At 63.8% G+C, this 20,423-nt stretch carries 18 protein-coding genes; 5 read left to right on the forward strand and 13 right to left on the reverse strand.

Annotated features, from left to right (window positions below; translation table 11 throughout):
• Positions 1-323: 323 nt before the first annotated feature.
• From gspF to gspG, 7 genes are all read right to left on the reverse strand, one after another.
• Positions 324-1,535, reverse strand: a complete 1,212-nt coding sequence (gspF, locus tag BLP99_RS16930) for a type II secretion system inner membrane protein GspF (RefSeq protein WP_072431067.1) — start codon at positions 1,533-1,535, stop codon at positions 324-326.
• Entirely contained in the window at positions 1,535-2,953 is a 1,419-nt protein-coding gene (gspE, locus tag BLP99_RS16935; protein WP_092181119.1) for a type II secretion system ATPase GspE, read from the reverse strand. Before gspE ends, gspF begins: the two co-directional genes overlap by 1 nt.
• Before the next feature lie 181 nt (positions 2,954-3,134).
• Positions 3,135-5,495, reverse strand: coding sequence for a type II secretion system secretin GspD (gene gspD, locus BLP99_RS16940; protein ID WP_092181121.1), 2,361 nt, complete (start codon positions 5,493-5,495; stop codon positions 3,135-3,137).
• Positions 5,492-6,052, reverse strand: coding sequence for a type II secretion system protein GspM (gene gspM / locus BLP99_RS16945; protein ID WP_072458822.1), 561 nt, complete (start codon positions 6,050-6,052; stop codon positions 5,492-5,494). The genes gspD and gspM overlap by 4 nt, the downstream gene beginning before the upstream one ends.
• Positions 6,045-7,226, reverse strand: a complete 1,182-nt coding sequence (gene gspL / locus BLP99_RS16950) for a type II secretion system protein GspL (RefSeq protein WP_092181124.1) — start codon at positions 7,224-7,226, stop codon at positions 6,045-6,047. The genes gspM and gspL overlap by 8 nt, the downstream gene beginning before the upstream one ends.
• Positions 7,223-8,209, reverse strand: a complete 987-nt coding sequence (gene gspK, locus BLP99_RS16955; protein ID WP_092181127.1) for a type II secretion system minor pseudopilin GspK — start codon at positions 8,207-8,209, stop codon at positions 7,223-7,225. The genes gspL and gspK overlap by 4 nt, the downstream gene beginning before the upstream one ends.
• Positions 8,210-8,217: 8 nt before the next feature.
• Positions 8,218-8,667, reverse strand: coding sequence for a type II secretion system major pseudopilin GspG (gspG, locus tag BLP99_RS16960; RefSeq protein WP_072458825.1), 450 nt, complete (start codon positions 8,665-8,667; stop codon positions 8,218-8,220).
• Positions 8,668-8,817: 150 nt separating this feature from the next.
• Between gspG and gspI the strand changes: the two genes are divergently transcribed.
• Entirely contained in the window at positions 8,818-9,192 is a 375-nt protein-coding gene (gene gspI, locus BLP99_RS16965) for a type II secretion system minor pseudopilin GspI (protein WP_092181130.1), read from the forward strand.
• A 26-nt stretch (positions 9,193-9,218) separates the two neighbouring features.
• Here gspI and BLP99_RS16970 read toward each other — a convergent pair whose 3' ends face one another.
• Positions 9,219-9,650 (reverse strand): general secretion pathway protein GspC, encoded by a 432-nt coding sequence (locus BLP99_RS16970; RefSeq protein ID WP_092181133.1) that lies wholly within the window; start codon positions 9,648-9,650, stop codon positions 9,219-9,221.
• 119 nt (positions 9,651-9,769) lie between these two features.
• Between BLP99_RS16970 and gspH the strand changes: the two genes are divergently transcribed.
• Both gspH and BLP99_RS16980 read left to right on the forward strand, forming a co-directional pair.
• Positions 9,770-10,222 carry a type II secretion system minor pseudopilin GspH gene (gene gspH / locus BLP99_RS16975; protein WP_092181136.1) on the forward strand — a complete coding sequence of 151 codons (453 nt, stop codon included), beginning with the start codon at positions 9,770-9,772 and terminating at the stop codon, positions 10,220-10,222.
• The gene (locus tag BLP99_RS16980) at positions 10,219-10,830 is read left to right on the forward strand and encodes a type II secretion system protein GspJ (protein ID WP_072391238.1); all 612 of its coding nucleotides are present in this window, start codon (positions 10,219-10,221) and stop codon (positions 10,828-10,830) included. The genes gspH and BLP99_RS16980 overlap by 4 nt, the downstream gene beginning before the upstream one ends.
• Positions 10,831-11,014: 184 nt before the next feature.
• Here the strand turns inward: BLP99_RS16980 and pgm are convergent, their stop codons facing one another.
• The 4 genes from pgm to BLP99_RS17000 all read right to left on the reverse strand — a co-directional run bounded on the left by pgm (position 11,015) and on the right by BLP99_RS17000 (position 17,394).
• Entirely contained in the window at positions 11,015-12,655 is a 1,641-nt protein-coding gene (pgm, locus tag BLP99_RS16985; protein ID WP_072391235.1) for a phosphoglucomutase (alpha-D-glucose-1,6-bisphosphate-dependent), read from the reverse strand.
• Between the two features lie 91 nt (positions 12,656-12,746).
• On the reverse strand, positions 12,747-14,144 hold the full coding sequence (locus tag BLP99_RS16990) for an aminotransferase-like domain-containing protein (RefSeq protein WP_092181139.1): 1,398 nt from the start codon (positions 14,142-14,144) through the stop codon (positions 12,747-12,749).
• A 75-nt stretch (positions 14,145-14,219) separates the two neighbouring features.
• Positions 14,220-15,707 carry a hypothetical protein gene (locus BLP99_RS16995; protein ID WP_092181142.1) on the reverse strand — a complete coding sequence of 496 codons (1,488 nt, stop codon included), beginning with the start codon at positions 15,705-15,707 and terminating at the stop codon, positions 14,220-14,222.
• A gap of 661 nt (positions 15,708-16,368) precedes the next feature.
• Positions 16,369-17,394: a zinc-dependent alcohol dehydrogenase family protein gene (locus BLP99_RS17000; protein ID WP_072391226.1), complete on the reverse strand. Its 1,026-nt coding sequence runs from the start codon at positions 17,392-17,394 to the stop codon at positions 16,369-16,371.
• A 393-nt stretch (positions 17,395-17,787) separates the two neighbouring features.
• On the opposite strand from BLP99_RS17000, the gene BLP99_RS17005 reads away from it, so the two are divergent.
• Together BLP99_RS17005 and BLP99_RS17010 are read left to right on the forward strand one after the other, a co-directional pair.
• Complete coding sequence (locus tag BLP99_RS17005) at positions 17,788-18,702, forward strand: LysR family transcriptional regulator (protein WP_072431080.1); 915 nt, start codon at positions 17,788-17,790, stop codon at positions 18,700-18,702.
• Positions 18,703-18,812: 110 nt separating this feature from the next.
• Complete coding sequence (locus tag BLP99_RS17010) at positions 18,813-19,223, forward strand: hypothetical protein (RefSeq protein ID WP_331717120.1); 411 nt, start codon at positions 18,813-18,815, stop codon at positions 19,221-19,223.
• Positions 19,224-19,293: 70 nt separating this feature from the next.
• Here the strand turns inward: BLP99_RS17010 and gcvA are convergent, their stop codons facing one another.
• A complete protein-coding gene (gene gcvA / locus BLP99_RS17015; RefSeq protein WP_072431082.1) occupies positions 19,294-20,205 on the reverse strand; it encodes a transcriptional regulator GcvA in 912 nt (303 codons plus the stop codon).
• Positions 20,206-20,423: the final 218 nt, after the last annotated feature.

The raw sequence follows: 20,423 nt of genomic DNA on the forward strand, positions 1-20,423 counted from the left end.
TTTCCAGGGGGGACGGCAAGGGTTGGCCGTGGAGTGGCGGCGAATGGTTGCCGAACGGCGGAAGATGACAGAACGAGGAACCCGAGTTTGGCGAAAGCGAGGCTCGGGAGGTGTCGACGGCGTCTGTGTCTATTTTGCTCGGTGTGCTTTTCTGGCGAGGGGATTTATCTCCCCGTTGGGGTGCGAAGCGCCCTTCACAACTGCGCCCGGGTGTGTCAGGCGGATTGGCGCGGTGACATGGGGCTGCTGCGCAGCCCTGCGGTGAAAGATCCCCGGAGCAGCGGTGCTTGCCACAAGGTCTGTGTCAACCAGACGAGGACGGTTTATTGAACCAGTTGGTTGATCTCGATAATCGGCAGCAGCACCGCCATGACGATCACCAGCACCACGCCGCCCATGACCACGATCATCAGCGGCTCCAGCAACGCGGTCATGCCCATCGCGCGGCGTTCGATGTCCCGGGACAGGGTCTGCGCGGCGCGTTCGAGCATCGGGGGCAGGCAACCGGTCTTTTCGCCGCTGGCGATCAGGTGGATCAGCAACGGCGGAAAGACCTTTTCCACCCGCAGGGCGGCCGCCAGGTTGACCCCTTCGCGGACCTTCGCCGTGGCATCGCTGACACTCAGGCTCAGGCGGTCGTTGGACAGTGTCTGTCGCGCCGCTTCCAGCGCCCGCAGCAGCGGCACCCCGGCGGCGCCGAGAATCGCCAGGGTGGAGGCGAAACGTGCCGTATTGAGCCCCAGCACGAAACGCCCGATCAACGGCAGGCGCAACACACGCGCGTGCCAGTTCAATCGTGCCCGAGGGTTGCGCAGGTATATCCGCCAGCTCCAGAACCCGCCCGCCAGCACACCGAAACACAGCCACCCCCAGGCGCGGATGAAGTCGCTTGCGGTGAGCATGGCCAGGGTCAGGCCGGGCAGGTCCTGGCGCGCCTGGGAAAACGCGCTGACCACCTGGGGCACCACATAGCTGAGGAGGAAGATCACGATGCCGATGGACACCAGCCCCACCACCCCCGGGTAGATGAACGCCGTCAGGATCTTGCCCCGCAGGTTGTTGCGCTCCTCGATGTAGTCGGCCAGCCGCTCCATGACCTGGGCCAGGTCACCGGACTCCTCGCCGGCGGCGATCAGTGCCCGATAGATGTCCGGAAAGTCCTTGGGACGCGCCGCCAGGGCTTCGGCCAGGCGCATGCCGCTGCGTACATCGGCCCGGACTCCACTCAGGGTCTGGGCGATGTGCTTGCGCTCGGCCTGTTCCACCGTGGCGCTCAACGCAGCTTCCAAAGGCAGGCTCGCCCCCAGCAGGCTCGCCAGTTGCCGGGTGGCCCAGGCCAGGTCGTTGTCCGAGAGCCGGGCCGCGAATAACCCGCCACCGTGGGCTTGAGGTGTGTTGCGTTCCAACTGCACCTGCAATGCGGTCAATCCACGACTGCGCAGCAGGCTGAAAACAGCACCCTGGCTGTCCGCTTCCAGGTGTCCGGTCTCGATCTTGCCCTGGGCGTCGGCCGCCTCGAAACGATAGCGATTCATCAGGCGTCCCGTGTCACGCGCAGGATTTCTTCAGGAGCGGTCACGCCGCCACGAACCCAACGCTCGCCATCCTCGCGCATGCTGAACATGCCGGCCTGGCGAGCGGCGGCGCGCAAGGCCTGCTCCCCTGCCCCCTGGTGGATCAGCGTGCGGATGTCATCGTCGATGCAGAACAGTTCATGGATCCCGGTGCGCCCGCTGTAGCCGGTCTGGCTGCAGGCGGCGCATCCTACCGGGCGCCAGGTGCCGGGTGCCGCCGGGTCGGGTTGTTTGCACTGCGGGCACAGCCTGCGCACCAGTCGCTGGGCCAGCACCCCGAGCATCGACGAGGCCAGCAGGAACGGTTCGACTCCCATGTCGATCAGACGGTTGATGGCCGACACGGCGTCGTTGGTGTGCAGCGTGGCCAGCACCAGGTGACCGGTCAGGGAGGCCTGCACCGCGATCTGCGCGGTCTCCAGGTCGCGGATCTCGCCGATCATGATGATGTCCGGGTCCTGGCGCAGGATCGCCCGCAGGGCCAGGGCGAAGCTCATGTCGATCTTGGCGTTGACCTGGATCTGGCTGATGCCCGGCAGGTCGTATTCCACCGGGTCTTCCACCGTCAAGATGTTATGAACGCTGGCGTCCAACCGGGCCAGGGCGGCATACAGGCTGGTGGTCTTGCCGCTGCCGGTGGGGCCGGTGACCAGGACGATGCCGTGGGGCTGACGGATCAGGTGATCGAGCTTGCCCAGTACATCCGGGTCCATGCCCAGGGTCTCCAGTTGCAGGCGCCCGGCCTGCTTGTCCAGCAGCCGCATCACCACCCGTTCACCATGGCCCGTGGGCACGGTGGAAACCCGGATATCGATAGGCCTGCCGGCCACCCGCAAGGCAATGCGGCCGTCCTGGGGCAGGCGTTTTTCGGCGATATCGAGCTGGGCCATGATCTTGATTCGCGACACCAGCGCACCGTGCAGGGCCTTGCGCGGCGAAACCACGTCCCGCAGGGTACCGTCGACCCGGTAGCGCACCACCGAATGGCTCTCGTAGGGCTCGATGTGAATATCGCTGGCCTCATCCCGGGCCGCCTGGGTCAGCAAGGCGTTGATCATGCGGATCACCGGCGCGCCGTCCTGGGTATCGAGCAGGTCGGTGATCTCGGGAATGTCCTGCATCAAGCGGTCGAGGTCCACCTCGTTTTCCGCCGCGCCCACCACGGCGGCAGCGCTGCCGGTGTCGGCGTAGGCGCTGTTGAGCAGGCCTTCGATGTCGTCTTCGCGCACCCGCTCCAGCCGCACCTCGCCGAACTGACGACGGACTTCGCTGATGGACCAGCCCGGCGTGGAAGGACACACCATCAGCACGGCCCCCTCTTCGCCCTGGCGCAGCACCAGGCGTTGGGCCTTGGCCCAGGCGTATGGGAGAGTGTTCATGCCGACACCTCGACCCCAAGAAACACACATGCCGCCTGTGGGAGCGAGCTGGCTCGCGGTAGCGGCGGTACGGTTGCAATGAGGTTGAGTGAACTGCCGTCATCGCGAGCAGGCTCGCTCCCACAGACTCTTGGGCTGGCTTCAGCCTTGCGCATGCCGCGAACACTCAGAGGGCTGATGCTCATTGACGAGAATCTCCCTCGACCGGCACCGCCTTGATCGCCGCCCTCGGGGTTTGCAGCCCGACCGGCGCCGCGCCGGGGATCGCCTTGGCCGAGGCCGGCAGTTGCGGCGCCTGCATGTCCGGCATGGCCCAACTGCGCTCCGGTTGCAGCAGGCCCTGGGCGCGGCGCATGAAGTCGTAGCGATTGAGGGTGATGCCGCGCCCCGCCGCCGTGTCACGGATAATGTAGGGCCGCAGGAACACCATCAGGTTGGTCTTGGTGATCTGCCGCCGCTCATTGCGAAACAGCGCACCGATGCCAGGGAGGGTCGACAGCCATGGCACCGCGTCGTTGCTCTGGCTGTAGCCATCCTGAAGCAGCCCGCCCAGGACCATGATCTGCCCGTCGTCCAGCAGGATGCTGGTGTCGATGGCGCGCTTGTTGGTGACAATCCCGGTGGTGCCGGAGGCGCGGTTATCGACGCTGCTGACCTCCTGATAGATATCGAGCTTGACCGTGCCGCCCTCGGAAATCTGCGGCCGCACGTTGAGCTTCAGGCCCACTTCCTCGCGGGTCACGGTCTGGAACGGGTTGTTGCTGGTGCCGCCGCCCCCGGTGACATAGCTGCCACTGACGAAGGGGATGGTCTGGCCGACGAAGATACTCGCGGCTTCGTTGTCCAGGGTCAGCAGGTTCGGCGTCGACAGCACGTTGGTGCCGCCCTTGCTTTTCAAGGCCCTGGCCAGGACTTTCAGGTCGAGGATCTTGCCAATGCCGGGAATGTCCACGGTGCCGTTGACCACCCCCAGGTTCAGGCCCGGGGGCAGTACGTCGATGCTGGTCTTGCCGTTGAGGTTGAGCCCCGTGCCGCCGAGATTGACGCCTCCGATCACGCCGCTGCCACCGAGATCGCCGGTCTGCCATTGCACGCCGAATTCGCTGGCGTCGTCCTCGCCGACCTCCACGATCAGGCTTTCGATCACCACCTGGGCCCGGCGCTGGTCCAGCAGGTCGATGACTTCCCGCAGGTTGCGGTAGAGCGGATCCGGCGCCGAGATCAGCAAGGTGTTGGTGGTGGCATCGGCCTGGATGGTCACACCGCCGGCGCTGAACGCGGTGCTCTGCTCGTTCTGTGTCGAGGCTGAAGCCTGCCCGCTGCTGCCCTGGCCGTATCCGCCGCTGGTGGGGGCGACCGCGCCGCTGTTCCCGCTGCTGCCATCACCGCTGCTGCCCTGGCTGCCCTGGCCGTTGGTGCTGGCGCCCATGCCGCTGAGCACCGAGCGCGAGTTGTCGTGGCCCTCGGTTTCGCTCTCCCCGGTCAGCAGGCCGCGCAGGGCCTGGGCCAGTTTGCCGGCCTGGGCGTTGCGCAGGTACACCACGTGCAGGTTGCTCGGATTGTTCTGGGCATTGTCGAGCTTGTAGATCAGGTTGCGCGCCAGCTCGGTGCGCTCGGGGCTGCCAGCGCGAATGATGATGGCGTTGGAGCGCGGGTCGCCGATCACGTTGATCTTCTGGGTCTGGTCACCGCCCTGGGTTTCCAGCAGGTCGGAGACCATCTGCGCGATGTCCACGGCAATGCCGTTCTGGATGGGCACCACGTCGGTGTCGATGGCGCTGGGGGTGTCGATGCCTTCAATGAGCTGCGCCACCCGCGTCAGGTTCTCGGCGTAGTCGGTGACGACGATGGTGTTGTTGCCGGGGTACGCGTTGATCGGGTTGTTGGGCGAAACGATGGGCCGCAACACCGGGATCAGGTTCACCGCGTTCTCGTATTGCAGGCGAAAGGTGCGGGTCAGCATGCCGTTGCCGGCCGGTTTGTCGGCACTGTAGATCGGCCCGCCCAGCAGCTTGGCATCGGCTTCGGGCACCACTTGGGCCACGCCGCCCACGTCCACCACACTGAAGCCCTGCATGCGCAGCGCCGCCAGCAGCATGTCGTAGGCCTGATGGGCGGGCACCTGGCCCTCGGATACCAGGGTCAGGTTGCCCTTGACCCTGGGGTCCACCAGGAACTGCTGCCCGGTCGAGCGGGACAAGGCTCGCACCACGGCCTGGATATCGGCCTCGACGAAGTTCAGCGTGACGGGTTGATCCCCCAGCGGATTGCGCCCAGGCGTGCTGGCGCGGGCTTCGCGACTGCGGGACGTGAGATCGACCGGATGCCTCGCCGCAGGTTTCTGTTCCCGCGAGGCCTGGGCCCGCTGCCGGTCCAGCAACGCGTCGCCCGTGCGCTGGGTATTGCCCAGCGGCATGCCCAGCTCACTGTCCACCAGCAAGGGTGGCTGCGAGGCTGGCGGCATGCTGTTGCAGGCGCTCAACGCGAGCAACAGCAACGGCGCGGCCTTGTGCCAATGACGTGGATATCTGGCCCCCTTCATGAAGCTTCCTTAGCGCCTTGCGCCTGATCCATGCGAACGGTTCCGGACAATGTGCCGGCGGTGTCGGTGTCGTCGGAACTGGCCGGGCCCGTGCGTTGCAAGCGGGCCTCGATCACTTCCAGGGAAAATCGTCCGGGATAGCTCAGCAACCAGTCGATCGCGCCATCGGCCGGAGCGTCCTGGAGGGTCAGTTGCCAGGCGTTGTTACCCGGGTCGGCAGCCTGCAGCTGATAATGTTCGCCCAGTCCGCTGGCCTCCAGGGTCTGACGCAATGCCGACTCGACCGGCTGCCCCTGGGCAGGCCCGCCGACATCCCGCAGCAGCACCTCCAGCGCTTCGGTCTGCGAACGCAGCTTGGGGGTTTCTGCCTGCCAATAGGCGATGGTCTTGAGCGGCGGCTGGATCAGGACCAGCCAGACCAGGCAGCTGCCCACCACCAGCGCCGCCAGGGACACGGCGCGCCGCTCTCTCAACGCCAGGCCCTGCCAGGCGCCCTTGAGACGCGAACGCAGGGTCTGCCAGCGAACCTTCAGGCGGGTCAGGGAGGGGTTACTCATCGTCGGCTTCCGAGGTGTCGTCGGGGGTGTCCGCGGCACCCGTACCGTTCGAGGCCGTACGCAACAACCAGCCCTGCTCGATGGCGACGACGTCGATGCCGGCCTGGGCCAGGGGTATTTTCCAATCGTCCGCGGCGGTGGCTTTCTGCGCATCGGCGACGACGGTCAGGCGTAGCTCACCGTTATCGAAGACCAGGGTTTGCACGTTGCCGCCCATGAAGGGCATGGCGCTGCCGGCCTGTCGCACAAGGGCAGCGAAGCGCCGGGCCGGATCGGTGGCCGAGCCCTCGCGACGGGCAGCGATCTGCTGACGCGCCTGTTGCAATGGGTTGAGGACCACCGGCAACTGCGGAAACGCCTGCTTCACCCGCTGGGTCATCTGCGCCTTGAGCCGTTGCCCCTGGGCTGCCTGGCGGGCAGCGTAGAGATTCAGGCCAACGACCCAGACCACCAGGGCCAGCGCGCAGATCGCCGCCGCCCGGCCCCAGCCCCCACGTCCGGTCGTTCGCTGGTTCAGCCCCCCATGCAAGCCCCAGCCCGGCACGGCACCCGCCAGGCGCTGGCTTGCCGGCAAGGTCGCGATGGAAGGCTGCGGCGGCGATTCTCCCACCCAGTGCAAACCCGGCCCGGCGTCCATCAGCCATGGGTCCGCGCTCTCCCCGACCAGCGGCTGTACCTCGGCATGCTGCGGGCCATGGCGCACCAGCAGATGCCCGTCTTCGATACAGGCCACCGGTCCGGCCAAGGCCGGCAAGGCGTAGGCCGCCGGGTAAAGGCCGCGCAACCTCAGGCCGGCCTGTTGCAGGAGGCGGCCGAGCAGGTTGAGCGACTCGCGGTCCAGCCAGGCAATCGACACCTGTCCATCGGGGTCCCGAGGGCCGTGGGCGACCTGCATCCGCTCGCAGGCCCCGAGCATCAGGGCCTGGGCCGCGCAGGTCACCGCCGCGCTGATTTTCGCCGCCGGTAGCGAAGGCAGTTCCAACCGAGTCAGCAAACTGTCCCGGGGATGAAGGAAGCATTCTACCGACAGGTGTTTGGCGCCCTGCCCCAAGGCCCGGAGGCTGCTGCGCCCGTGTTCGCTCACCCGCCCCTGGCGGTCCAGCCAGGCAAACGCCAATGGCGTGTCGAGGTCCAGGCTCCCCAGCGGCGCCAGCGCTACCCGCAGCCGCTTCATACACCCACCCGTGACCAGATCACCTGGGGCAGCCGATCCGGGCTGCGCTGCAGCAACGCGTCCAGTTCGACCCGACGCTGACCGCTGCGGGCCTGACCGCGCAAGCGGAACCAGTCGCTGGTGATGCCGACCTTGACGGCGGTGGTTTCCAACTGCGGCATGCGCAGGCGATTGACGAAATCGCCGCGGTTGATGAACCAGTGGCCACCGTCGCGCTCGGCCACCAATGCCTGGGCCTGTTGCAGCGACAGTCCGGGTACGTAGGCAGCCAGCACCTGGGCACTGGCGGTATTGCCGTTGAGCCAGGTGTTGGCCGGCAGCACGGTGACATGGGGCGCCAGGGTTTCCAGTATCTTGGTCGTGACCCCCTTGAGGCCGTGCAGATCCTGCAACGTGCGTATCATCGGCCGCGTGGGCGCCAGCGGCGTGCCGCCGGCGTGGGGCGAGGTGTCGCGACCGCTGTCGAAGGTGTGAGCCGTCGTCGCGGCATTCGTGCGCTCGGTGTCCGGCAATCTCGGGTACCCCGCGATGACGCGTTCGACGATGCGCCCGCGTACCGCCGCGGCAACACCCAGTTGCTCGCACAGCCGTTCGAAGGCCCGTAGTTGCTCCGGGTCCACCCGCTCGTTGGCGACGAGGTTGCGCAGGTTGAACTTGCCTTGCTCGTCTTCCAGGTGTCCTTCGAACGGCGTTTCGACCGCGCTCGAACCCGGTATCACGATGGGTTTCGCCCAAGGCTGGCCGAAACGCGTCAAGGGATCACGCTGGCGGGCCTCCCACAGCAGTTGGCGGCTCCATTGCAGGCCGCCTTGCAAGCGTGCCGTTCCCTGGATACGTAGCTGTTCGGCCTCAACGCTACGGGTGAAGAGGGTCTGGCGGGCCAGCATGCCGCCAGCGATGACTGCCACCACCGCGGCGATCAACAACGCGCTGATGACGGCCATGCCACGCTGCTTCGCGCCGTTGGGCGAATCCGTGCGCATCACGTTCCTTACAGCTGCCAGGAACCGATGTCGGCGTTGACCCCGTCGCCGTCGGGCTGGCCGTCGGCGCCCAGGGAAAACACATCGACTTCACCATTGGCACCGGGGTTGAGGTAGTTATAGGGACGACCCCACGGATCGTTGGGCAGGCGCTCCAGATAGGAACGCCAGGTGCTGTTCTTGGCATCGACCGGCCGCTCGACCAGGACCTTGAGGCCCTGGTTCATGCTCGGGTAGCTGCCGTGGTCCAGACGATAGAGCTTCAAGGCCTGCATCAGGCCGCCAATGTCCTGTTTGGCCGCCGTCGCCCGCGCCTGGTCAGGCCGGTCGAGCACCTTCGGCACCACCATCGCCGCCAGGATGCCGAGGATGACCACCACGACCATGATTTCTATAAGGGTGAAGCCGCGCTGCCCGCTGGGGCCTTGGGGACGGGCGGTGTAACGGGCGATCTGCATCTCGACGGTCCTTCGCTGGATTCGATTCGAGGCGCAGTGTTGCAAGAAAATATGTCAGTGATATTGAAATTGGTCAGGAGCTTGCGTCTTCAATCGGTCACGAACCCCGGCTAGCCTTGCAGGCTTGCCTTCACCGATCGAGTCCTAGCCATGTGCCGCCCCGCTCCACAAGCCGGCTTCACCCTGATCGAAGTGCTGGTGGCCCTGGCGATCATTGCCGTGGCCATGTCGGCCGCGGTGCGCGTGGCCGCAGTGATGACCCAAGGCAATGGCCTGTTGCGCGACAAATCCATCGCCCTGCTGGCCGCCCGTACCCAACTGGCGCAGTTGCGTCTGCAAGGCCGCTTCACCCCGGGCACCCGGGTATCGGACTGCGACCAGGGGCGACTGCTGCTGCGCTGTGAACAGAGCCTGCGCCCGGCGGAGAACGGGCGGATGCTGCGGGTCGAACTGAGCGTGTCCGACCGCAGCCGCGAGGCGCCGCCACTGGCCCGGCTGGAGACGCTGGTCGGTCGGGAAAAATGAGCGCCGGACCTGCGTCCGCTCGCTGTTCAACGACGTATCAGGGAAGGCAGGCTCACCGAATCCGGCAGTCGGGCCAGGGGTAGCCGGGTCTGCTGGTTGCCGCGTTCGATCACCACCGCTTGCGCCTCGATCGACACCAGGCGTATGCCGGGGGCCACTCTCTCGCCCACCAGGAAACCGCGGGGTGGCCCGTCGTTGAGGCTGAGGATCGCCACAGCCGCGCGGGCACCGGCCATGACGCCGCTGACCTTGATGTCCACTGATGCCGGCTGGCTGGAAAACCACTGCAACGCCGGGTTATCGGAACGCTCAGCCATGCGTTGCGGCGTCACGTCCGGTGTGCGGGATTCGGCGGATGTCGTCAATAACGAAGACCAGGTCGCCACCCCGGCCAGCGCCGCCAACAGGCCTAGCGCCTGGACGATCTGCGCCGGCGACACACGCTCTATGAAGGACATGACCTGGCTCTCCTTGTATTGATTCCGACATTCAGCTTACGCGTCAATTCTCTCCGTTTTATTTCACATGCTTATCATCTTCGCCGTGCAGGATGACGCTCAACGCAAAGGAGCGCGACATGGGCCGGGACAGGCTGCGGGGATTCACCCTGATCGAATTGATGGTGGTGCTGGTGATCGTCGGAATCGCCAGCGTCGCCGTGAGCCTGAGTATCCGGCCCGATCCGTTGAAGTTGCTGCGCCAGGACGCCGAACGTCTGGCGCAATTGCTGCAACTGGCCCAGACCGAAGCCCGCGTCGACGGGCGCCCTATCACCTGGCGCGCAGATGCCAAGGGGTTCGGCTTCAGCCGTCGTGCCGACCAGGGGACCGGCCTGGACCGTTTCAAGGACGATCCGCAACTGCGCCCGCGTCGCTGGCAGAGTTCCTCCCTGCAAGTCGATATCGAACCGGGGCCACGTGTCGTCCTGAGCGCCGAATGGATTGCCGAGCCCCTGCAGATTCGCCTGTCGGATGGCCTCAACAGCCTCACCGTGCAACGCAGTGACGCCGGACGGATACAGGTCCGATGAACAACCGGGAGACAGGTTTCACCTTGCTGGAAGTCATGGTGGCGATCCTGCTGATGGCGGTGGTCAGTCTGATCGCCTGGCGCGGGCTGGACAGCGTGACCCGGGCCGACAGCCACCTGCAGGCCAGCACCGAACAGACTGAAGCGCTGCTACGGGTGCTGAACCAGCTGGAGCGCGACGTGGCCCTGCGCGCCAGTACCGAGTTGAGCGAACCGATGAAGCCCGGCGTCGACGACGAACCCTCCACCGCCCCACCCGCCCTGACCGTGCGCAGCACCGAGGGTCGGGGGTTTCGCCTGGATGTCATCCGTGTCTCCGCGACCCAGGAAGGCCAGCTGCAACGGGTGCGCTGGTGGCTCAAGGGCGACACGCTTTACCGCGCCCAGGGCCCGGCCCGCAGCCACTACCCACTGCCCGCCCCCGGGCCGGGGGTGGCCGTGCTCAGCGAAGTCAGCGATGCCGCATTGCGGTATTGGGACGTGGAAAAAGGCTGGCGCAAGCTCAGCGGCAACCGCCGGGACAACCCGACAGGCATCGAAATCAGCCTGACCCGCCGGACACCCCAGGGCCTGGAGAAATACCGGCAGGTGCTGGGGCCTTTGGAATAAGCCCCTTGCCATCGCCTGGACGCTCGATTTCGTGGGCGCGCGCCCATAGGGATAGAGATGGCGCCGAGATCTTCACCCGGATTTCCGTGGCAGCGAGCCTGCTGGCGATAGCGGTAGGTCAGTCAACCTCTTCGCCCACTGAACCGCCTTCCCGGGCAGGCTCGCACACGGTCCTCCTCACAGGTCAGCTGATGGCGCCATCCACGAGGGCTTGCGCCTCACTCACCAGTTGCTTGAGGTGTTCATCGCCAATGAAGCTTTCGGCGTAGATCTTGTAGATGTCCTCGGTACCGGACGGACGCGCCGCGAACCAGCCATTTTCGGTCATGACCTTCAGGCCGCCGATGGCCTGGTCGTTGCCCGGGGCATGGCTGAGGATGCTCTGGATCGGCTCACCGGCCAGTTCGGTGGAAGCGACCTGCTCTGGCGAAAGCTTGCTCAACAAGGCCTTCTGCTGCGGGCTGGCCTTGGCGTCGACGCGCACCGAGAACGGTTCGCCCAGCTCATCCGTCAGGGCGCGGTAGGCCTGGCTTGGATCACGACCGGTACGGGCGGTCATTTCCGCCGCCAGCAGCGCCGGGATCAGGCCGTCCTTGTCGGTGCTCCAGACACCGCCGTCCTTGCGCAGGAACGAAGCCCCGGCGCTCTCTTCGCCACCGAACCCCAGGGAACCGTCGAACAGGCCATCGGCGAACCACTTGAAGCCCACCGGCACCTCATAGAGACGACGACCCAGGCGCCGGGCGACGCGGTCGATCAGCCCGCTGCTGACCACCGTCTTGCCTACCGCCGCATCGGCGCGCCATTGCGGGCGGTTCTGGAACAGGTAGTCGATGGCGACGGCCAGGTAGTTGTTTGGAGCCAGCAGTCCACCGGACGGCGTCACGATGCCATGGCGGTCATGGTCCGGATCACAGGCGAAGGCCACGTCGAACCGCTCCTTCAGGCCGATCAGCCCCTGCATGGCATGACTGGAAGACGGGTCCATGCGGATCTGCCCATCCCAGTCGACGGTCATGAAGCGGAACGTCGAATCCACCTGGGTGTTCACCACCTCAAGGTCCAGGCGGTAATGCTCGGCAATGGCCGGCCAGTAGCGCACCCCCGCTCCGCCCAGCGGATCGACGCCCAGGCGCAAGCCGGCGGCACGGATGGCGTCGAAATCGATGACGTTGACCAGGTCGGCCACGTAGGTGTTGAGGAAATCATGGCGGTGAGTGGTTGGGGCTTTCAGCGCCTGCTCGTAGCTGATGCGCTTGACGCCGGCCAACTGGTTGGCCAGCAATTCATTGGCCTTGGCTTCGATCCACTTGGTGATGTGGGTATCGGCCGGACCGCCGTTGGTAGGGTTGTACTTGTAGCCACCGCTTTGCGGCGGGTTGTGGGACGGCGTGATGACGATGCCGTCCGCCAGGCCGCTGGTGCGCCCGCGGTTATAGCAGAGGATGGCATGGGACACCGCGGGCGTCGGGGTGTATTCGTCGCCTTCGGCGATCATGACGGTCACGCCGTTGGCCGCCAGCACTTCCAGGGCGCTGGCACCCGCCGGGGTAGACAGCGCATGGGTGTCGATACCGACGAACAGCGGCCCGTCGATCCCGTGGGCTTCTCGGTACAGGCAGATCGCCTGACTGATCGCCAGCACGTGCCACTCGTTGAATCCCAGGTCGAATGAGCTGCCACGGTGACCGGAGGTGCCGAAAGCCACACGCTGGGTGGCAACCGAGGCATCGGGCCGGCCGGTGTAGTAGGCCGTCACCAGTCGCGGGATATCGATCAACAACTCTGCCGGCGCCGGCTTGCCCGCAAATGGACTGACTGTCATGCAAAACCTCTGAATGGAGTGGCTTGGGAAATGGAATGCAGTTTACTGACAGTTCGACCGTGGCGCGATGGGTTCGATCCATTGCCCTGCATTACGATTGCTCGAGCCTCAAGGCCTCGACCAGCGCCCAGAGCGCGACGTCCATCTCATCCGATCCGCCCAGGGCATGGGTCAGGCGCAGATGCTGGGCATACAGGCCCTGGAGGCTGAACAGCTCCCCCGGGGCAATGACGATCCGCTGGGCAAGCAGGCGCTGGAACACCCGCCGCGGATCCACCCGTCGCAACGAGCGCACCCAGATCGTCGCACCTCCCTGGGGCTGCACCCATTGCACGCTGTCCCCCAGCCGCTCGCCCAGCAGCTGCGTCGTAGCGCCCGCGCTGTCGCGCAACAGACGCCGCAGGACCAGCACGTGCTGATCGATCCGACCATTGCTGTACAGCCGGGCGATGGCTTTCTGGCGAATCGGCGACAGACGAAACGCGCGCAGCAGGAAATGCCGTTGCAGCGGCAGGGTCAGCTGACGCGACAGCACATAACCGTACGGCGCTTCAGGGCCCACGGTCTTTTCGAAGGTGGAATAGACGATCAGCCGATCCGGGTCCAGCAGGTCACGAAAAGGCGTGGCACCCGTTTCGAATGCCAGGTCCGTGTAGCTGTCGTTTTCCAGCACCCAGGTGCCATGCATCTCCAGCAAGCGAGCCACGGCGCGACGATTGCCTTCGGACGCGAGCGTGCCCATGGGCATGTTCAGCACAGAGGAGAGCACCACCAGGCGCACCGACTCGTTGGCCAGCAATTGTTCCAGTAGCTCCAGGCTGATTTCGCCATCCCCCAGCAAGGGCAACTCCACCACCCGGACCTCAGCCGCTTGCAACAGGCGAAGGAGGGTCCAGTCGCAGGGCGATTCCACCAGGACCGTCGCGCCCCGCAGTTCCAGGACCGCAATGAGGATTTCCAGCACGCCCCTCGGATCGGCACCGATGTAGACATCATCGGCATTCCAGCAGCGGGCCGGCGAAGAGGTATAGCGGGCCGCCAGGGCGGTACGCAATTCCTGTTCACCCCAGGGTTGCGAAGGCATCTGGGAGGAGCGTGGATACTGTCGCAACAATTCGCGCTCAAGCAATAGCAGCGGACTGTCCAGGGGCTGCAGCGCGGCAGGCTCGTCGGCGCTGAGTACTCGCATGCCCGGTCGCCGTGCATTGACATACAGCGTCTCGAGCAAATCGTCGCCCCCCTCCAGGGTCGCGACGCAGGGCACCGGCGAGGCGTAATACCCGGACTTGGCGATGGAATAGACCCGCCCTTCCTTCTCCAGCAGCGAATAGGCGTACTGGATGGTGGAGATCGACACGCTCAGGCGGTCGGCCAGTTGCCGCAACGACGGCAGGCGCACCCGGGCATCGGCGCCCAGTTCGTTGATCAACGTCGTCAGGTAGCGATAGACCGCCTGGTAGGCGAAATCCGTTTCCCGCCCTCCTTTCATGACTTCAGGCTCGCCATTGATGCGAGCACCGAACCGGCCGGGCAGTCGTTGAATAAATCCGTCAAGCCGCGCCCCTCAATGCCTGGCCGAGCGTTCGCGCAAGCCATCGGCGTCCAGTCCCGGCGCGTCATCGTCGGTGTCGTCCAGGCCCTGTTGCGGATCGACTCCGGACGCGTTTTCCTGGTCCGGCGCCGCGATGCTCGCCCCATAGAGCCTGCCGAGCATGTCGATGGACAGGCCGCTGACATCCACCATCCACTGCGCCACCTGGTCGGCGATGGGCGCGCCCTGCATGGCCTTGTGCAAGTCCGGCATCGCCACCAGCATGCCGGGATGGCAGCAGCGCAGGAAATGCTCGAGGCCTGCGCCTTTTTCGACAAAGGGCGCGAACAGCATGCACACCAGTTGCGCTTCGTTGAGCCCCAGCGTCTTCTGCGCTTCGAGGGCGGCCAGGGCACGCCGCTCGGCAATGGCCGAGGGCGGACCGAACAGCTCGTTGGCCTGCGCGCAGGCATGCTCCGGCAGTTGCTTGCGGTGCATGATCATGACAGCCCGTTGGACATAGTCGCCATAGCCCGTCTCGTAGCTGCGCCCCTGCAGGTAGCAAGCCTGCAGGCCATGCAGATGAGCCGACAGCGGCGGGCTGAGGTATTCGTTCTCGGGGGAAGACGCGATGAAGTCGTCGGTCCGCACCCGCAGGAATTCGCTGAACAGCGGCCAGTTGGTTTCCTCGGAGCGCTCGACGATCAGGTCGTCGATACCGATATGCCCGACGCGACGGCAGGCCTGGAAACAGCCCTCGGGTTTCCACGCCCCGACCCGGTGCGCCCCATAGAAATGCTGGAAGAGATCGCCGCCAAGACCATCGAGCTGCGCGAACAGACTGTCAAAGGTGCCGGTTGGCTCGGTGACCAGGCCGATCTTGCGGGTCGCCCGTCGAAGGCCCGCCATGAACTGCTTCTGCTGGCGTGGCGTATCGCTGCTCACCAGGGAATCGACCCCCGCCTCCCAGCGCGCCATGTGCCGATAGAACTCCGCCATGGCCAGATAGCCATCGTCGCCGATCTCCAGGGGGCTATCGGGGGAGCGAAGGTGTCCCAGGACCAGCATGTCCATGCGATTGGATTCGTGCCCGGCCACCGACAATGGCTGGCGGTGATTGAACGGCACCACTTCGCGGTTATCGCTCATCAGCAGTTCGACCCGGGGATCATCGTAGACGAACAGCGCGCTATAGCAGCGGTGGATGTTTTCCAGGGTAGACTGGGTGGTCTCGCCCAACCGCGGCGTGGCGACACGCAGGTCGAAGGTGACCGGATGCCGGCCGGCAATGCTCAATTGCGCCGCCCTCAGGGCCGTCAGGACATAGAAACTGTCCCGGCTTCCGTTCTGGACCGTCAGCACCCGGTAATCACCGATCCGCTCGATGCCGCCGGCGGCGACAATCAGGCGTTGTATCAAAAGCTGCAACGCCGTGCGCTCGGCACGGGAATAGAAACTTAGCAGTCGCTGCAATATCTGTTGATACACGTGAACCATTGCCTGCTCATGAATTGCACTCATAACCATTTACCTGGAAATTCGAATATCGGCCTCGCACCCACTGATGTGACCGCGCGACATGTTGGGCTGGAGGATCTGTTCTACTACTGCGAAGAGTATTGTTAATACGCTTGAACTTTGCTTGCCGTAATTATTTGACACATACATTGAGCGCCAACCAACTTGCGTCCAGGGTCCGGCTCAAACCCGCACAATCATTGGCTTTCAACAAGCCACGGGCGCGTCCTAGGAGATTTCCGACAACGTCCCACAGATAATGAGTACAAAAAACAAAGAACATGCTGAACTTTAGTGAACAGCCTGCCCCACGCTGTTCTTCTGACAATCGATAGAAGAACCCGGACCCAATAACGGCCAAAGCATCTTGAACAGGTATTGAAGGACGAAGACCTTCCGAAAACGTGTATTGCACCACGACTTCTTCCTTGAGCTGAAAACCAGCGTTCAATTATCAGGACTTCATTAATGATTAGAAGATACAGATTAATGGCAAAAACCAGCTCAGTTGTCCGGGGCACAAACGAAGTGGGTTCGAACGAAAGGCAGGCGCAAGCAACCGTGTCAGCACGGATTCACTGGCCTACGATGATGGCGGGGATGACCGGGTCGGGTCGGAGGATGCGCAAGAGCCCGTTGCGACGACTCTTGCGCGGGACGGACGTCAGGCGGGATCGACCACCTGGAGGGCAACACGCTCGCGGCAAGGGCATTCGTCCATGTAGCGGTGCGCCTCGACAAACTCGGCGAACGGGAAAACACGGGTCTTGAGGGGCAACAGGACGCGATCGGCCGTCAATTGGTTGATATCGCGCAGAGCCCGTTGCAACGCTACGTGGTCCTGGACGATACCCAGTTCCGGCTTGCCCGTGAAATTGCCAATGCAATGCACGAAGAACTGGATGTTCTTCTGGAACGCCGCACAGGCCGGGAATGGCGTCTGATTGCCACCTTGCAGGCCGTACAACACCAGGCTGCCCCGTGGCGCCAGCACGTCGCCCAGCAAGGACATCTGCGGTCCGCCAAGGCCGTCGAACACCACGTCGACACCGCGATTGTCGGTAAGCTTGTTGATTTGCATGAGCAAGTCCTGCTCTTCCGTGACGATGACCTTCTCGGCCCCCAGGGACAGCAGGTACTCACGCTCATCGGAGGTCTTGGTGGCCGCGATCACCCGCACCCCCAGCGCCTTGCCCAACTGGACAAAGGACGGACCGGCGCAATGGCTGGCATCCGTCACCAGGGCGAACTGCCCGGGCTTGACCCGCGCCAGGTCGACATAGGCGAAATAGGCGATCAGCAGCGGCGTGTAGTGCACGGCGGCTTCGATCGGGCTCAGGACGTCGGGATACCGGGTCAGCGCGGTGCGCGGCAGCACGATGAGCTCGCCGTACACCGGATAGTCGTTCGGGCTTTCGGCGGGGAAGCTGGCGACCTTGTCGCCTACGGCCAGGTCGTCGACACCGTCGCCCACGGCGGTGACCACCCCAGCCATTTCATGGCCCAGGCCAGAAGGCAGGCGAGCCTGGGACGACGCCAGGTTCTGGCGCCAAAGGGTGTCATACCAGCTGATACCGATCGCTTCTACGCGGACCTGCACTTCTCCTGGCGCAGGAAGAGCCGTCGTCTGCTCTTCGCATTTGAGCACCTCGGCACCACCAAACTTGTGAAAACGGATCGTGCGGGACATCGCAAACCTCGTCAAAGTAACCTCTAATGCCCTGAACTCTATCCGGGCTTTGTGCCCAAGACCATCAGTGGCTATTAATAGTCGACATGCCTGTCATTGATTCCGCCATCAGAAAACCACCAGCCCTGCAGGCCCGCCCCTAGGCTACGAAACGTCTTGGGACCAAGCTCAGGCAAGGCGAACACAGCCGGGCAAGCGCAGCGTACCGGGGTACATGAGCCTTGCGAGGCCGTTTTCAACGCAGCATGAACGAGTATCAGGGCTTTCCCTACAGAGCCTAGGAAAATTCAATTAGCCGGTGCAGAGTACCAGCCTTTACCCGTAAGATTCATGCCGGCCATTGTTCCCATATGGCCGCCCACGTCAAGCTTGCCGAATCTGCCAGGACCCCAGATGAATCGTAATGACCTGCGTCGTGTCGACCTGAACCTGTTGATCGTGTTCGAAACACTGATGCATGAACGCAGCGTAACCCGCGCCGCCGAGAAACTGTTCCTCGGCCAGCCGGCCATCAGCGCCGCGCTGTCGCGGCTGCGCAGCCTGTTCGATGACCCGCTGTTCGTGCGCACCGGCCGCAGCATGGAACCTTCGGCACGGGCCATCGAGATCTTCGCCCTGCTCTCCCCGGCCCTGGACTCGATTTCCACGGCAGTCAGCCGGGCGGCGGAATTCGACCCGGCCACCAGCACCTCGGTGTTTCGCATCGGCCTTTCGGACGATGCCGAATTCGCCCTGCTGCCGATGCTGCTCAAGCGCCTGCGCGCCGAGGCGCCGGGCATCGTGCTGGTGGTGCGCCGGGTCAACTACCTCCTGATGCCGAGCCTGCTGACGTCCGGCGAAATCTCCATTGGTGTCAGCTATACCGACGACCTGCCGGCCAACGCCAAGCGCAAGGTACTGCGGCGCAGCTCGCCCAAGGTGCTGCGGGCCGATACCGCGCCCGGGCAATTGACCCTGGACGAATTCTGCGCCCGCCCCCATGCCCTGGTGTCCTTCGCCGGTGACCTGAGCGGCTTCATCGACGAAGAACTGGAAAAGCTCGGCCGCAAGCGCCACGTCGTACTGGCCGTCCCGCAGTTCAACGGCTTGAGTACGCTGCTGTCGGGCACCGACATCATCGCCACCGTGCCCGACTACACCGCCGAGGCCCTGACCTCCGCCGGTGGCGTACGCGCCGAAGACCCGCCCATCCCGGTACGCAGCTTCGAGCTGCACATGGCCTGGCGCGGCTCCCAGGACAACGATCCGGGCGAGCGCTGGTTGCGTTCGCGGATTCAGATGTTTTTCGGCGACCCTGAGAGTCTATAGGCGTCGTCAGGAAGGCTGTTAATCCTGATCATTTCTGCCTTTTGATAGACCATGGAGATCCATCCACCTCCAGTGGATTGCTACATTAGGGGCAATTAGGGCTTGCGCTGATAGGCATGGCTGCACTGGTTGGGATGCTAGGGATGAGCGTTGGCCATTTTTGGCTTGCACTGGTATTGCTTGGCGTCGGCTGCAACTTCGGTTTTCTCGGGGCCTCTGCCTTGGTGCTGACCTGTCACACCTCAGAAGACGGGCCGCGCGTACAAGCGATCAACGACTTCGTTGTATTCGGCACTATGGTTTTCGGTTCATTTCTATCTGGCGGACTGCTCGACGCCTATGGCTGGACGACCGCCTCCGGTCTAATTCTGGTTCCAATGCTGCTGGCTATGTTCGGGCTCCTTTGGCTACAGCGTCGCCCATCTAACGTAGGCGTCCAACCTCAAACCTTACAGGTCGGCTCGGCACTGGCCTGCTTGCAGCCAGAAGGTCAATGCCATGTGGTTCAGCCTGTTAGGTAGTAAAGCACTTCGGGGCGAGCGCCGTCCTCAAGCGGCTAACTATTGGTAGCCGCTCCGAATGTCAGTTCCTTTACTTCGACGCTGCCTCCTCGAATAGCCAGTCTCGAAAAGCGGACAGTTTTGGCAAACTCGAGCACTCTGCTCGATACACGACGTAATAAGCCAATGGCGAAATGCACGATATCTCGGGGAACAAACGTATTAAACGTCCCGTCGCGAGATCATCGGCTGCCATCACGCTTCGAGCGAGAGCGATACCGTGACCGTCGATGGCAGCCTGTAGAACCGCCGCTGAATTGTTGATTTGCATTCCGCGTGTCGCAACGTTGGGGACGCCAGCCGTCTGCAACCACATGTCCCAAGATAGAAACCCCGTAGGCCTATCCATCGACAAATCATGAATCAAGGTCTCGCTTGCCAGATCGCTTGGCTTTTGCAAACGCCAATGTTCGCTAAGCAGTTTTGGCGAACATACAGGGTAGACCTCTTCCCCCATTAGCTTTTCTGCCACCAGGCCTGGCCAACTACCTGCGCCGTATCGCACCCCGATATCAATACGCTGAGCGACGAAGTCCACAGGCTTTAGGTTGGTATCAAGTCTCACATCAGTATCAGGTCGAGCGTTGTGAAAGTGCTCAATCCTTGGCAGCAGCCACTTGGCAGCAAATGCAGGACTTATCGCCACGGTGAGTACGCCTGAAGGAGATGCCTCCTGGAGTCTCTCCATGCCGAGAACCAACCTGTCGAAGCCGGCCCGAATATCCGGCAGTGCACGCTCAGCAGTTTCAGTAGGTATTAACCGCACCCGTCCACTGCTACTGCGCAGAAACAGTGGTGCGCCCAGCCAATCCTCCAAGGTGCGTACGAGCTGTCCGACTGCGGCGGGTGTGACGTTCAACTCCGCCGCTGCCGCTGAAAAGCTTTGATGGCGGGCGCTGGCTTCAAACGCGCGTAGAGCATTCAGATGAACGGGCGTTTTCATGTCGGTAAAGATTTTCTTTTAAAAAGGAACACTTTATCTCGTTTGTCGGCGTATGCAAATCAGCGAAGAATCCATCCCATATCGAAGCCGGAGCAAAGTCCCTGCTCAGGAAACTCGAAGTCTGACGTAATGATTCTGTCAGAAAAAGCGCATCCATCGATGAAGCGGTAAATGGACGCCACGAGGCTACATGCAGTTTAGCGTAAGGGCATGAGCTG

Source organism: Pseudomonas sp. NFACC32-1 (assembly GCF_900101215.1).
Taxonomy (GTDB): domain Bacteria; phylum Pseudomonadota; class Gammaproteobacteria; order Pseudomonadales; family Pseudomonadaceae; genus Aquipseudomonas.

Coding starts and splice junctions, on each gene's coding strand:
- BLP99_RS17000 (WP_072391226.1), bottom strand. CDS start 17,394: ATGTCCCGCACGATCCGTTTTCACAAGTTTGGTGGTGCCGAGGTGCTC.
- BLP99_RS16990 (WP_092181139.1), bottom strand. CDS start 14,144: ATGAAAGGAGGGCGGGAAACGGATTTCGCCTACCAGGCGGTCTATCGC.
- gspK (WP_092181127.1), bottom strand. CDS start 8,209: ATGCGCACGGATTCGCCCAACGGCGCGAAGCAGCGTGGCATGGCCGTC.
- BLP99_RS16995 (WP_092181142.1), bottom strand. CDS start 15,707: ATGAGTGCAATTCATGAGCAGGCAATGGTTCACGTGTATCAACAGATA.
- gspM (WP_072458822.1), bottom strand. CDS start 6,052: ATGAGTAACCCCTCCCTGACCCGCCTGAAGGTTCGCTGGCAGACCCTG.
- gspD (WP_092181121.1), bottom strand. CDS start 5,495: ATGAAGGGGGCCAGATATCCACGTCATTGGCACAAGGCCGCGCCGTTG.
- gcvA (WP_072431082.1), bottom strand. CDS start 20,205: ATGAAAACGCCCGTTCATCTGAATGCTCTACGCGCGTTTGAAGCCAGC.
- gspG (WP_072458825.1), bottom strand. CDS start 8,667: ATGCAGATCGCCCGTTACACCGCCCGTCCCCAAGGCCCCAGCGGGCAG.
- BLP99_RS16970 (WP_092181133.1), bottom strand. CDS start 9,650: ATGTCCTTCATAGAGCGTGTGTCGCCGGCGCAGATCGTCCAGGCGCTA.
- gspL (WP_092181124.1), bottom strand. CDS start 7,226: ATGAAGCGGCTGCGGGTAGCGCTGGCGCCGCTGGGGAGCCTGGACCTC.
- gspI (WP_092181130.1), top strand. CDS start 8,818: ATGTGCCGCCCCGCTCCACAAGCCGGCTTCACCCTGATCGAAGTGCTG.
- gspH (WP_092181136.1), top strand. CDS start 9,770: ATGGGCCGGGACAGGCTGCGGGGATTCACCCTGATCGAATTGATGGTG.
- gspF (WP_072431067.1), bottom strand. CDS start 1,535: ATGAATCGCTATCGTTTCGAGGCGGCCGACGCCCAGGGCAAGATCGAG.
- BLP99_RS17005 (WP_072431080.1), top strand. CDS start 17,788: ATGAATCGTAATGACCTGCGTCGTGTCGACCTGAACCTGTTGATCGTG.
- gspE (WP_092181119.1), bottom strand. CDS start 2,953: ATGAACACTCTCCCATACGCCTGGGCCAAGGCCCAACGCCTGGTGCTG.
- BLP99_RS16980 (WP_072391238.1), top strand. CDS start 10,219: ATGAACAACCGGGAGACAGGTTTCACCTTGCTGGAAGTCATGGTGGCG.
- pgm (WP_072391235.1), bottom strand. CDS start 12,655: ATGACAGTCAGTCCATTTGCGGGCAAGCCGGCGCCGGCAGAGTTGTTG.